This is a genomic window from Yersinia sp. J1 (assembly GCF_050586585.1).
In the GTDB taxonomy this organism is placed as follows: Bacteria; Pseudomonadota; Gammaproteobacteria; order Enterobacterales; family Enterobacteriaceae; genus Yersinia; species Yersinia entomophaga.
On the sequence record NZ_JBOBDP010000009.1, the window covers coordinates 1 to 13,680 of the forward strand.

A 13,680-nucleotide genomic window follows, 5' to 3' on the forward strand; every position below is an offset into this window, starting at 1 on the left:
CTTTGAGTCTTTGAGTCTTTGAGTCTTTGAGTCTTTGAGTCTTTGAGTCTTTGAGTCTTTGAGTAGCAGTTTCCGGATAAACAGGCAGTGATACAAGCAATTCTGTACGTATATGAATCCTATAAATACAACGCCCGGAGCGAATAAACCGGGCGTTGATAAATATGGTCAGGTTAGAGAGCGAATTTCAAAACTGTGGGTGATTTTGGCAGCCTTACCCAACATCAGGGCTACCGAGCAGTATTTCTCCGCGGAAAGCTCAACGGCTCGCTCGACGGCTTTTTCGGTCAAATCTTTACCACTGACGACAAAATGCAGGTTAATCAAGGTAAACAGGCGAGGGGCTTCCTCCCGACGCTCGGAGGTCAATTTTACTTCGCAGTCGTGCACATCGTTGCGCCCTTTTTGCAAAATGGACACCACATCGATAGCGCTACAGCCACCGGCCGCCATCAGCAACATTTCCATCGGGCTTGGGGCTTTATCTCCGGCGTTACCATCCATTAAAACCTGATGACCAGAGGCGGATTCACCCAAAAAAGTCAGACCTTCAACCCATTTTACTCGTGCCTGCATACCCGTCACTCCCTATTAGTTTTTCCGAATCAGACTACTCTTTCATTCATAAAGTGGCAATGTAACCAGACCCTCATCATGCTGAAGCGATACAACACAAGACACTGGCCTCATCCTGTGCTACAAACAGAGCCGAAGAGATGTTTCTTAGAATAAAAAGGGTAGAGATCAAGACTCAGTGAAGGGTCTCTATCTGAGATGTATATTGGCTATACCTTTCGGTAGTTGAGCAAATTAATATGCTAATAGAAAGTGTATTTTATAAACACGCCGTACAGGGAACTCTGAGCCCTGTTAAGTTAGGCAGCGATAACAACAGAGGATAACAGCGAATGGTTCTCGGCAAGCCACAAACAGACCCAACTCTCGAATGGTTCCTGTCTCATTGCCATATTCACAAGTATCCATCGAAGAGTACGCTGATTCACCAGGGTGAAAAAGCCGAAACGCTTTACTACATCGTGAAAGGTTCCGTTGCGGTTCTGATCAAAGATGAAGAAGGTAAAGAAATGATTCTCTCCTATTTAAACCAGGGGGATTTCATCGGTGAACTTGGATTATTTGAAGAAGGCCAAGAACGTAGTGCTTGGGTTCGTGCAAAAACCGCCTGTGAAGTGGCTGAAATTTCTTACAAAAAATTCCGTCAGCTGATTCAGGTTAATCCAGATATCTTGATGCGTCTGTCTTCGCAGATGGCGAATCGCCTGCAAATTACATCCGAGAAAGTGGGCAACCTTGCTTTCCTTGATGTGACCGGGCGTATCGCGCAAACGCTGCTTAATCTGGCAAAACAGCCTGATGCAATGACACACCCAGATGGGATGCAGATTAAGATTACTCGCCAGGAAATTGGCCAGATTGTTGGCTGCTCCCGCGAAACCGTCGGTCGAATCCTGAAAATGCTCGAAGATCAAAACCTGATCTCTGCGCATGGTAAAACGATTGTCGTTTACGGCACCCGTTAATTACCTAAAAAAACCGGTTCCCTGTGCTTAACATGGCACCGGTTTTTTCTTTGTCTGCATATGGACGACGGATATTGACCTGATGTGGCGTCGGCTGATTTACCACCCTGAAGTAAACTATGCATTACGGCAAACGCTGGTGCTGTGTTTGCCTGTGGCTATCGCTTTGTTGCTCGGTAATTTGCAGCTTGGCCTGTTATTTTCCTTAGTCCCTGCCTGCTGCAATATCGCTGGCCTAGATACCCCCCATAAGCACTTCACCAAACGCTTAGTCGTTGGCGGAACTTTATTCGCCCTCAGCAGTTTTCTGATTCAACAATTCCTGCTGTGGCATATTCCCCTCCCCCTGATTATGTTTGGCCTGACTCTCATTTTAGGCGTTAACGGAGCCATCAGCCCCCTGCACGCCCGTTTATTGCCCGCTGCGCTAGTCGCTGCGATATTCACACTAAGCATGATTGGCCGCTTCCCAATTTGGCACACTCCGCTACTTTTCATCGTTGGCACCGCCTGGTACGGGCTATTTACCGGCCTGTGGTTCCGCCTGTGGAAAGAACAGCCGATGCGAGAAACCCTGAGCCAGCTATATCGCCAGTTAGCCGATTATTTAGAAGCCAAATACAGTTTGCTGACTCAACATATCGATCCGGAAACCGCATTGCCGCCGTTGCTACAACGCCAGCAGGGCGTAATGGATTTAATAACCCAGCTTTATCAGCAACTTAATATGCTTCCTCATACTCATAAAAGGGAGCAAAAGCGGCTACGATTAATGTTTCAGGTGGCGCTGGATTTGCAGGAGCACATTACTGTCAGTCTGCACCAACCGGAAGAAGTGCAAAAACTGGTGGAACAAAGCCATGCAGAAGCGGTCATCCGGCGGAATGCGCAGGTCATTGCTCATCGTTTGCGGGTCGTCGCTGATAATCTTCTGTATCACCGCCATGAATTACAGCGTTTTACCATGACCAACGAGCTGGCAGCGCTGGAAAAAATCGCCGGACAGCACCCGGATAATCCGGTTGGCCAGTTTTGTTATTATCATTTCCGTCGCATCGCGCGCTTGCTGCGTAACCAACGGCCGCTCTATCGGCGAGATTTAATGTCGGACCAACACCGGTTGCCGTTCTGGCCAGCGCTCGCCAGTTATCTTTCGTTTAAATCCGTCGCGCTGCGTAATGCCGGCCGTCTGGCCGTTACGCTAGCCGTCGGCAGCAGTTTGGGAATGGCATTTAATCTGCCTAAACCCTACTGGATTTTATTGACCGTGATGTTGGTCACCCAAAACGGTTATAACGCGACGCGGGTAAGAATTCAGCACAGAGCCTTGGGAACGTTGGTCGGGCTGGTTATTGCAGCCGGTCTGCTGCAACTTCAGCTTCCACAAGGTACCACGCTGACCATTATGCTGTTTATCACGCTAGCCGCGTATTTGGTTCTGCGGAAAAACTACGGCCTGGCGGTCATTGGGCTGACTATTACCGCCGTGTATACGTTGCAACTGCTGGCACTCAATGGCCTGCATTTTCTGGTTCCGCGCCTGATTGATACTCTGATTGGCTGTGCGCTGGCCTTTGGGAGCACCATCTGGCTGTGGCCGCAATGGCAAAGCGGTCTGCTGCGTAAAAACGCTCATCAGGCACTGGAAAGCGATCAAAATATCCTGCAGTTATTACTCAAAAAGACGCCTAACCTTGGCGAGCTGGCAAATGAACGAATGCAGGTTAATCAGGCACATAACGCGGTGTTTACTTCCCTTAATCAGGCAATGCAGGAACCGGGCTTTAACTCCCGTTATCTGGCCGATATGCGTCTGTGGGTGACTCACAGCCAGTTTATCGTCGAGCATATCAACGCGATGACAATTCTGGCGCGGGATCATTACATGCTGACTGAGAAACTGGCGGAAGAGTATTTACAGCGCTGTGAAATTGCGTTGCAAAGCTGTCAGCAGCGGTTGGAATACGACGGGCCGAGCAGCGAAAATAGCTTTATGCGTCCACCAGAGCTACATCCGGATATGCCAATCACCGAAATGGAACGCCATCTCAGGCGCATTTTGTCCCATCTAAGCGTGATGCACACCATCTCGTCTTTAGCCTGGCGACAACGACCACATCATGGCATTTGGCTGAGCAGAAAGCTTCGGGATAGCTGAGTGTTTAAAAAAACACTAGCGGAACATAATTGAGGAATAAATTACCGGGCTGATGAGGCGTCCTAATTACAGGACGCCACTGACTAACTTTTGGAGATGCACATCTTGCAGTTGCCCAACGCCAAGCCGATCCATACTGTCTCTGTGATGACCACGCAACAAAGCGGCGACTTGCCGTTATTCAGCGTCTAGAACTGCGGCAACAGCCTGCGCAAATCGCGCCATACCCTGCTCGATGTCTTCTAATTCAATCACTAACGATGGTGCAAAACGCAGCACATTCGGCCCGGCGTTTAAAATCATCAATCCGTTGGCCGCTGCTGCGGTCAGGAAATCACGCGCCCTCCCATGATACTGTGGCTTCAGCTCAGCGCCGATAAGCAATCCCATCCCGCGAATATCGGTGAACAGATCGTATTGCTTCCCGATAGCCGTTAATGCCTCCGCAAACAGGTCGTGACGCTGCGCTATGCCATCTAACACCTGTGGGGTATTAATCACATCCAGCGCCGCTTCTGCCACTGCACAGGCCAAAGGATTACCCCCGTAAGTCGTACCGTGGGTGCCAACGGTCATCACCGAGGCAATTTCCTCCGTTGTCAGCATTGCGCTGATTGGGAAACCACCACCCAGCGCCTTCGCCGTGGTCAGGATATCCGGCGTAATGCCGTAGTGCATATAGGTGAACAGCTTGCCGCTGCGTCCCATGCCACTTTGAACCTCATCGAATACCAACAATGCCTGATGACGATCGCACAGTTCACGCAGCCCCTGCATGAATACCGGATCCGCTGCGGTGATGCCGCCTTCTCCCTGAATCGGCTCCAATACGACGGCGCAGGTATGGTCGTCCATCACCGCTTTTACTGCGGCTAAATCGTTGAAAGGCACGTGGATAATATCAGCGGGTTTTGGGCCAAAACCGTCGGAATATTTAGGTTGCCCACCGACGGATACGGTGAACAACGTGCGTCCGTGAAAAGCATTATGGAAAGCGATAATCTTGGTTTTATACGGACTATGGCGCTCAATGGCGTAGTGGCGCGCCAGTTTGAAAGCGGCTTCATTGGCCTCGCCACCGGAGTTGGCGAAGAACACCCGATCGGCAAAGGTAGCGTCAATCAGCTTCTCAGCCAGGCGTAATGCGGGTTCATTGGTGAAAACGTTGCTGGTATGCCACAAGGCTTCCCCTTGCTGATGCAGCGCAGCAACCAACGCTGGATGGCAATGGCCTAGAGCCGTGACCGCAATTCCGCCAGCAAAATCGATATATTCATTGCCTTGCTGATCCCAGACCCGACTGCCTTTTCCTTTAACGGGAATAAACTGAGCTGGTGCATAAACCGGTAGAATCACTCGATCAAACGTGCTCCGATTTACCGCTGATTTTTCTGTCATTCCGCTGTCCGCCTTGATGATACGCGCTGATACCGCTCGCCATTAGTGAAAATATAATCACAAAATATGCATAAAAAATCACAAACAGGCAAACAAAAAACGCTACGAACACGAAAACAATCGTAATGCATTAATTTTTAAGAAAATTATCCAGCAGCTGATGACCTTGCTCGCTGAGGATGCTTTCCGGATGAAATTGCACGCCTTCCAGCGGAAGCGTGCGGTGGCGTATCCCCATAATTTCATCGAACGCACCGTTTCGCTCGGTCCACGCCGTCACTTCAAAGCAATCTGGCAGCGTTTCTGGCGCGATAACCAGAGAATGGTAGCGAGTCACAGTAAGTGGCTGATTTAATCCACGGAAGACACCCTGGTTATTATGGTTAATAGCCGTGGTTTTCCCGTGCATAACCTGACGCGCTCTCACGATGCTGGCACCCAAAGCTTGCCCCAGCGCCTGATGCCCCAAACACACGCCTAGAATCGGCATTTTGCCGGCAAAATGACCGATCGCCGCCAGCGAGATACCGGCTTCGTTCGGCGTACAGGGGCCGGGCGAAATCACCAGATGGGAAGGCGCGAGTTCTTCTATATCAGAGAGTTGCAGTTCATCATTACGCTTTACCAGCACCTCTGTACCCAATTCGCAAAAGTACTGGTAAAGGTTGTAAGTAAACGAATCGTAGTTATCAATCAGTAATAGCATTTTCAATCCAACCTAAATCATGACCCTGCCATCTTACTGATTTTCACGTCATTCGTTGATGAGTTTGTCGCAAAACCTAGCGTTTACGGCCACCGGTAATCGAACCCAATACACCGCGCAAAATTTGCCGCCCCAAATCTCGCGCCATGCTTTTAGCCGCAGTTTGGACAATACCATCACGCTTGCCGCCGCGCGGGCCGGTAGAACCAAACAGCAAATCGTTCAATCCAGCCATCAGCCCACCGCCAGCTGCCGGTTCATTAGGCGATGACGGCACAGTTTTGCCCGCTTCGGCAGCCTGTCCAACCGTAGAAAAACCGTCTGCGGCCAGTTTTTCATAGGCGGATTCACGATCCACCATTTCCTCATAACGACCGTACAATGGCGAATGATTCAGCGCATGATTTCGAGCGGCATCATCTAAAGCACCCATTTTCGATTGCGGCGCTATCACCATCGCCCGCTCCACGACGTTTGGCCGTCCCTTTTCATCGAGAAAAGAGACTAAAGCCTCACCCACGCCCAATTCGGTTATGGCTTGTTCCGCGCTAAAAGCCGGATTGGCTCGCATCGTTTGCGCTGCCGATTTTACCGTTTTCTGATCGCGAGGAGTGAACGCGCGTAAAGCGTGCTGCACCCGATTACCAAGCTGGCCGAGAATTTTATCGGGAATATCTAGCGGATTTTGCGTAACAAAGTAAATTCCCACGCCTTTTGAACGAATTAAGCGCACCACCTGTTCAATTTTGTCCAGCAACGCCGTTGGCGCATCGTTGAACAGCAAATGAGCTTCGTCAAAGAAGAACACCAGCTTTGGTTTCTCTACATCACCCACTTCTGGTAACTGCTCAAACAGTTCCGCCAGCAACCACAGCAGGAAAATGGAATAGAGTTTCGGCTGATTAATCAGCTTATCCGCAGCCAGCAGGTTGATAATCCCCCGCCCATTGCTATCTACTCGCATTAAATCCTGAATATCCAGCATGGGTTCACCGAAGAACTGGTTCGCCCCCTGCTGCTCCAAGGTCAATAAACCGCGCTGAATCGACCCGATAGAAGCCGGCGAGATATTGCCGTACTGAGTGCGGAAATCTTTGGCGTTATCTCCCACAAACTGCACCACGGCGCGCAAATCTTTCATATCCAACAGCAATAAGCCTCTGTCATCGGCAATTTTAAATACCAATTGCAGCACGCCGCTTTGCACATCGTTCAGATCTAACAAACGGCCTAGCAGCAAAGGCCCAAGATCGGAAATCGTTGCCCGAACCGGATGCCCTTTTTCACCAAAGATATCCCACGGAATAATCGAGCAAGCCTGCGGCTCCCAGTCATTGACGCCAATCGCAGCCAAACGAGCCAAGAGTTTTTCAGATCCCGCGCCTTCGGCACCAATACCGGACAAATCACCTTTCACATCGGCTAAAAATACCGGTACGCCAATGCGGGAGAATTGCTCGGCCATTTTTTGCAATGTCACCGTTTTACCGGTGCCTGTAGCGCCGGTAATCAAACCATGCCGGTTGGCCAAAGCCGGCAAAATCGCCAGCTCACCGGTTGCAGAAGCGGTTCGGCCTCCAGTTTTAGCAATGACTAACGGCTGCTCACTCATTTGCCTTCACCTTTTTTATTCTGAAACGATTTTATTCAGAAACGATAGCTTTATGCCGAAATTATAGGCGCGAATCTCAGTAACATCCTCTGTTTGCCAAACTGCAGCCCCCCGCTTGCGAGTAAGGTATCTAGCTATAAAAATACCGTACCACATGGAAAAACACCGGAGCGGCAAAACATAAAGAATCAATACGATCCATCATGCCACCGTGCCCTTCAATCATGGCGCCGAAATCTTTAATTCCGCGATCTCGTTTGATCGCCGACATACACAAGCCGCCGGCAAAGCCCAATAAGGTAATCAGCAACGAGATTAATCCGGCCTGCCAGAAGCTAAACGGCGTCGCCCACCATAAACTGGCGCCAATCAGGCTGGCGCTGAGAATTCCGCCGATAAAACCTTCCACAGTTTTATTCGGACTTAATTTCGGCACAATAGGACGTTTGCCAAAAAGCTTACCGAATACATATTGCAGAACGTCCGAAAGCTGCACCACTATCATCAAAAACAGCAGCAGTTTGATATTTTGATTTTCATAGCCGGGAATATTCAGCATCAGCAGCGCTGGCGCGTGGCTAATACAGTAAACCGCAATCATCATGCTCCACTGAATTTTCGCCGTTCGCTCGAGGAAATGCTGGGTATCACCGGATAAAGCAATGCGGGTTGGAATAAACAGAAAAGCGTAAACCGGGATAAATACCGCAAATATCCCGTAGGCTTCCATACCAACCAATAAATACTGTACCGGCAGCATAATGAAGAAACACCAAAACAGCGCTTCATGATCGCCGCGTCGGGTTGGCGTAAGAGTGATGCATTCTCGCAGGGCAAAAAATGACATCAGAGCAAATAACACCACAGAACCAATAGTGCCCAGCGCCATCGCCAGCACGGAAATAATACACATCAACCACCAGGCTCGAATGCGGGCATTCAGGTTTAAAATAGTGCTACGTGCCGCAGGAGAAACGTTCACGCGGGAAAGAATAAAGCCAATCAAACTGGCGATCGTCAATAAACCGAATAAACCGCACAGCAGCAATTTTAATTCATTATCAAACGCCATCATGGTGCCATTTCCTCTAGTGCCGCTTTAATTCGCGCCAGAAAAGCCGCTTTATCTTCTCCCGCCTGCAAGCCTGTCACCGGTACGCCAAAGGTCGCTGAGCAAATAAAAGGCACCACCAGTTTGGAACCTTTCGGTAATACGCGATTGAGGTTTTCCAGCCACACGGGAACTAATTCGACGTCTGGGCATTGGCGAGCCAAGTGATAAATCCCACTTTTAAAGCTTTGAATATTTTCTCCATCACCGCGCGTGCCTTCAGGGAATAAAATTAGCGACTGATTGTTCTCCAACGTTTCCAATAGCGGCGTCAGCGGATTTTTACGCGCTTCAGCGCGACCCTCCACCGTACGGCGCTCCACCAGCACCGCGTGAAAAACATACTTCGCCAGATAACGGCGTAACCGTGTTTTCGACCAATAATCCGCTGCTGCCACTGGATGAACCTGACTGCGCAAATGGCGCGGCATGCTCGCCCAGATCACCAGCCCATCTAAATGACTGGAATGATTGGCATAGTAAATTCTGACCTGTTTATCTGGTAACGGAGCAAGCCAGCGAGCTCGAATTCCGGTCAGCAAACGGCATAAAGACACCAGAATGGTCGCCACCAGTTTGCTACTGAGAATAAAAGGAAATTTAATCATTAGGTGGCAATTCCTTCCGCTGGAGTTCATTCATTACCGCGCGGGTACGTAAAATCGCGGTAACAATGGTCCCGAGGCCAATAATCCACAGGCAGAGATATAAAATCCATTGGTTATAGGCAGGCACAACTGCGGCAATCACTGTGCCGAGGGTTAACAGAGCCATGCGGTGTTGCTTAGCCATTGGCCCACTGAATTGTTGAGCTAAACCGCAGCTACCGCCCAAAACGCGGACATAGGCCGTCATTGCGGCGAATAGTGCTGCGGCCCAGCTTAGCGTTATTGCATCGGTAAAAGCGGTTAAACCGTAGCCCACGCCAATTAAAATCAAAGTATCGGAGATGCGATCCGGTAAATCGTTATATACCGCGCCCACAGGGCTTCGTAATCCGCCTTCTACCGCGACCATGCCGTCTAATAAATTGCAGATTAACCGAGCCTGAATCATGAAAGCCGCGGCGATAAGCAATAGGCCGCTGACCAGCGCTGAATCCTGACGAAAAGCGCAGAAGAAACTGAGCCCAGCCAATGCAGAAAAGAGAATGCTAAAGAGGGAAATGCCGTTGGGCGTTGCGCCGCGCTGTTGTAATACTCTGGCGAAGGTCGTCGCCCACGCTGTATTTCTGGCACGTATTGGCCGACGATCTTTAATATCCTGATTCATAGTCAATTAACTACCTTGTCACCGCAGAAAATAATCCATACAACCCTGCTCGGCTAATTACTCAGATACTATTGTGGTGATTCCTGGGCTATCCCAATATGGATTCTATTCCGGCCAACGTTATCCCTAACCAAGTTGGGTTAATATACAGCAAAGATGTGGCAATAATGAGGACTAAAAAAGCGGTGAGAGTCGCGCTTAATTCGATGCTAAGAAAGGGATGATTGGACGGAATTAACGCTGAGAGTAGTGAAAACCCCGCGGCTAGTTATTACAGCAACGGGGTGTCGAGAACTAAGGTAAAACTTTGGCTGACAGGATGGTAATTGGTTTAACCGGCACGTTTTGGTACGGCCCGATATTTTCCGTTTGCACTTGCGATATTTTATCGACGACATCCATGCCTTTTACTACCTTGCCAAATACCGCATAACCAAAATCACGTTGACCGTGATCGAGGAATGCATTGTCCGCCACGTTCAGGAAGAACTGACTGGTTGCGCTGTCTTTATCGGCGGTACGTGCCATAGAAATGGTGCCGCGCAGATTACGCAAGCCGTTATCCGCTTCGTTCTTGATTGGCGGATTGGTCGCTTTTTGCTGCAAATCCGCAGTAAAGCCACCACCCTGCACCATAAAGCCTGGGATTACACGGTGGAAAACCGTGTTGTTGTAATATCCGCTATTAACATAATTAACAAAATTCTGGGTGGAAACCGGTGCCTTCTGATTATCGAGCGCTAATTCAATATTCCCTGCCGAAGTGGTCAGCAATACATGGGGAGCAGCGGCTGCAGAAGCGGCTGGAGCCATGGCAGTCAGGGAGATCAGCGTAGCGAAGGTCACTAAAGTACGTTTAAACATTACGGTTCCTTTCTCTTAGAGACAAACAACGGAAAAGCGCCTTGATTCTAAAGAGCTGTCCCCCTCAGCGCTACCCATTTACCAATATTTACTTAACACAACGGACATTTCTGATAAAAACTCGTGTAATTGCGGTTAATGCCCGAAATAAGCCGTTTATACATCCAATATAAGTGAATAGTTTTGCAGGCCAGATCACGCCTTGCCCACCCATTTTCATTTCATCCGCCGTTTTTGCGAGCTTCATCTCGTTTTGATTTTGGTTAATCGTTAATCATCTACAAATGAGAGCGCTCTCATTTTGAATTTACCTAGTCAGAGTTACGCGATGAGGGACATGGCGACAGGATGATTAGTGCGGAATCTCTGTCGGTAGAAAACAGTAGCTACCCATAGACATTGGCCGAAAACCTCCTCGTAGCTTCCTCTGATACATACATGACGAAAAACCGGCGAGCGCAGCGGATACAACTCGATTAGATACAACTCGATTAATAGGTATGACCGAGGAAACGGCACATTGCTTATCGCTTTGGTTTATACCCGGCAACATTTATCAATGCCTTGGTCATGTGGGATTCAATCTTTACGTGATCGAACTTTACCCTCGCCAGAGCCGTTTGGAGGCCAACAGTGAAAAAGTTTAAAATCGCCATTATTGGTGGCGGCAGCAGTTATACGCCGGAGTTAGTTGACGGTTTAATTCAACGAATCAATGAGTTACCGGTGACAGAATTAGCACTGGTTGACGTCGAACAGGGCCGTCAAAAAGTCGAAATCATCGCCGCACTCACCGAGCGCATGCTGGCACGCCACGGCCTGGAGCAGGTTAAGGTCAGCGTACATTTCTCACTGGATGACGCCATTCGCGATGCCGATTTTGTTCTGACCCAATTCCGTGTCGGCCAGCTCCCTGCTCGCGCCACGGATGAACGTTTGGGATTGAAATACAACCTGATTGGGCAGGAAACCACTGGCGTCGGCGGCTTTGCTAAAGCGCTGCGCACCATTCCAGTGATGATGGACATCGCTCATCGGGTTGAACGTTTGGCGCCCAATGCCTGGATCATTAACTTCACCAACCCGGCCGGCATCGTCACCGAAGCGGTTTCCCGCTATACCAAAGCTAAAATCATTGGCTTGTGTAATGTACCAATCAGTATGCATCACATGATCGCCAATCTGCTTCACGCGCCTTACGAAGATATTCAACTGCGCTTTGCCGGACTGAATCATATGGTTTGGGTGCATGAAGTGCTGCAACGGGGCAAAGATGTGACCGCCGACGTGCTGAAAATGCTGTGCGACGGCGCGTCTCTAACCATGAACAACATTAAAGAAGCGCCGTGGCCACCAGAATTCCTGCGAGCAATGGGCGCAATTCCTTGCCCATACCACCGTTATTTCTACCAAACGCAGGATATGCTGACCGAAGAAGTGGCGGCAGCGGCCGAGCGCGGCACCCGTGCCGAGCAGGTTATGCAGGTGGAGAAAGAGCTGTTCGAACTCTATGCCGATCCAGAGCTGGATACCAAACCGGAGCAACTCAGTTTCCGCGGCGGTTCTTTCTATTCGGAAGTTGCCCTAGAGCTAATTCGGTCGATTTATAATAATCTGGGCACACAATTAGTAGTGAATACTGCAAACCGTGGTGCAATTCGCGGTTTAGCAGACGATGCTGTGGTAGAAACTAACTGTATCGTTGATGCTCAAGGCGCACATCCGCTGACATTTGGTCAATTACCTGACTCAATGCATGGATTAATTCAGCAGGTGAAAGCCTATGAGCGTTTAACGATCGAGGCTGCGGTCCATGGCGATCGCGGCAGCGCATTGCTGGCTCTGGTCACCAACCCACTGGTCGCCAATGCCAGTATCGCTCAGCCTCTATTAGAGGAGGTTTTGGAGGCCAATAAGCCTTATTTACCTCAGTTTAAATGATGTAAAGGGATAACAACCCGCTTTCAACCGCCAGTTTTGCTGGCGGTTGAAGTTTGGAAAAACAGGAGCAGCACATGGTTACGCTGGAAGACGTCGCGGTACTGGCCGGGGTATCCCGAGCTACGGTTTCCCGCGTGGTCAACGGTGATACCAACGTCAAACCCCTGACCCGAGAAAAAGTCGAGCAAGCGGTGGCCGTATTGGGCTATACCCCCAATCCTGCGGCGCGCGCATTGGCATCCAGTCACTCTAATACTCTCGGGTTAGTCACCACCTCTTACCGTGGTGGATTTTTTGGCGCGTTGATGGATTTTGTACAAACCGAAGCCGAATCTCACGGCAAACAATTACTGGTGACCCAAGGGCGAGATAACGCCGAGAAAGAATGGCAAGCTATTCAACGACTGTTTAACCTACGCTGCGATGGATTAATTCTGCACGTTCGCTTCCTCAGCGATGAGCGGCTCAGACAATTGGCGGCCACCCAGCGCCCTTTTGTGTTACTGGACAGACTGGTAAGCGGTCTGGAAGAACGCTGCGTTATCTTTGATCATCGCCGCGCCAGCCAGATTGCCACACAGGTTTTGATCGACGCCGGTCATAAACGTATCGCCTGCATCAGCGGCTCCGCTGAACGTCAGTCTAGTCAATTACGATTACAAGGTTTTCTGGATGCGATGGCCGCAGCCGACTTAACGCCGGTCGCCTGTCTGCAAGGGGTTTACGATCTGGAAAGCGGCTATCTGCGGGCGGATGAAGCGCTGCGCCAGTCTCAAGCTCCGACGGCGATCTATTGCTGTAATGAAGAAATGGCTCTGGGCGCATTGCTGGCTATCAATAAGCATCATTTGCAGGTTCCGCAAGATATCTCTCTGCTGTGCTACGACAGCGGCGAACGCGCGCCTTTTGTTTCTCCGGCACTCACCAGCCTACATTTTCCAATTGTCGAAATGGCTCAGTACGCCACGCGTTTGTTGATTAACCCGCAAACGCCCGCCATGAGCTTCGTCCCCACGGTGATAACCCGCGAATCCGTATTACCGCCGAAATAAGCCTCAGGCGTGACGGCAACCAAAC

12 protein-coding genes are annotated in these 13,680 nt (G+C 49.9%); 4 read left to right on the plus strand and 8 right to left on the minus strand.

What is annotated here, in order from left to right; translation table 11 throughout:
- Positions 1-168 precede the first annotated feature (168 nt).
- Positions 169-576 (minus strand): OsmC family protein, encoded by a 408-nt coding sequence (locus ACQ4OC_RS13205; protein ID WP_064515613.1) that lies wholly within the window; start codon positions 574-576, stop codon positions 169-171.
- A 332-nt stretch (positions 577-908) separates the two neighbouring features.
- Here ACQ4OC_RS13205 and crp point away from each other — a divergent pair, with 332 nt between their 5' ends.
- Together crp and ACQ4OC_RS13215 are read left to right on the plus strand one after the other, a co-directional pair.
- Entirely contained in the window at positions 909-1,541 is a 633-nt protein-coding gene (gene crp, locus ACQ4OC_RS13210; RefSeq protein ID WP_002212297.1) for a cAMP-activated global transcriptional regulator CRP, read from the plus strand.
- An 82-nt stretch (positions 1,542-1,623) separates the two neighbouring features.
- Positions 1,624-3,699 (plus strand): YccS/YhfK family putative transporter, encoded by a 2,076-nt coding sequence (locus ACQ4OC_RS13215; RefSeq protein WP_120805366.1) that lies wholly within the window; start codon positions 1,624-1,626, stop codon positions 3,697-3,699.
- Positions 3,700-3,876: 177 nt separating this feature from the next.
- On the opposite strand, the gene argD is transcribed toward ACQ4OC_RS13215, so the two are convergent.
- From argD to ppiA, 7 genes are all read right to left on the minus strand, one after another.
- Positions 3,877-5,097, minus strand: a complete 1,221-nt coding sequence (argD, locus tag ACQ4OC_RS13220; protein ID WP_064515616.1) for a bifunctional acetylornithine/succinyldiaminopimelate transaminase — start codon at positions 5,095-5,097, stop codon at positions 3,877-3,879.
- 130 nt (positions 5,098-5,227) lie between these two features.
- Positions 5,228-5,803, minus strand: a complete 576-nt coding sequence (locus ACQ4OC_RS13225; protein ID WP_064515618.1) for an aminodeoxychorismate synthase component II — start codon at positions 5,801-5,803, stop codon at positions 5,228-5,230.
- A 76-nt stretch (positions 5,804-5,879) separates the two neighbouring features.
- Complete coding sequence (locus ACQ4OC_RS13230; RefSeq protein ID WP_120805364.1) at positions 5,880-7,415, minus strand: helicase HerA-like C-terminal domain-containing protein; 1,536 nt, start codon at positions 7,413-7,415, stop codon at positions 5,880-5,882.
- A 130-nt stretch (positions 7,416-7,545) separates the two neighbouring features.
- The gene (locus ACQ4OC_RS13235; protein WP_064515622.1) at positions 7,546-8,490 is read right to left on the minus strand and encodes a phosphatidate cytidylyltransferase; all 945 of its coding nucleotides are present in this window, start codon (positions 8,488-8,490) and stop codon (positions 7,546-7,548) included.
- Positions 8,487-9,134 carry a lysophospholipid acyltransferase family protein gene (locus ACQ4OC_RS13240; RefSeq protein ID WP_064515624.1) on the minus strand — a complete coding sequence of 216 codons (648 nt, stop codon included), beginning with the start codon at positions 9,132-9,134 and terminating at the stop codon, positions 8,487-8,489. Before ACQ4OC_RS13240 ends, ACQ4OC_RS13235 begins: the two co-directional genes overlap by 4 nt.
- Positions 9,127-9,798: a CDP-alcohol phosphatidyltransferase family protein gene (locus ACQ4OC_RS13245; protein ID WP_064515626.1), complete on the minus strand. Its 672-nt coding sequence runs from the start codon at positions 9,796-9,798 to the stop codon at positions 9,127-9,129. Before ACQ4OC_RS13245 ends, ACQ4OC_RS13240 begins: the two co-directional genes overlap by 8 nt.
- 294 nt (positions 9,799-10,092) lie before the next feature.
- Positions 10,093-10,662 carry a peptidylprolyl isomerase A gene (ppiA, locus tag ACQ4OC_RS13250; protein ID WP_120805360.1) on the minus strand — a complete coding sequence of 190 codons (570 nt, stop codon included), beginning with the start codon at positions 10,660-10,662 and terminating at the stop codon, positions 10,093-10,095.
- Between the two features lie 633 nt (positions 10,663-11,295).
- On the opposite strand from ppiA, the gene ACQ4OC_RS13255 reads away from it, so the two are divergent.
- Positions 11,296-12,603 carry a 6-phospho-beta-glucosidase gene (locus ACQ4OC_RS13255; RefSeq protein WP_064515628.1) on the plus strand — a complete coding sequence of 436 codons (1,308 nt, stop codon included), beginning with the start codon at positions 11,296-11,298 and terminating at the stop codon, positions 12,601-12,603.
- Positions 12,604-12,677: 74 nt separating this feature from the next.
- The gene (locus ACQ4OC_RS13260) at positions 12,678-13,655 is read left to right on the plus strand and encodes a LacI family DNA-binding transcriptional regulator (protein ID WP_064515629.1); all 978 of its coding nucleotides are present in this window, start codon (positions 12,678-12,680) and stop codon (positions 13,653-13,655) included.
- The last annotated feature ends 25 nt before the right edge of the window (positions 13,656-13,680 follow it).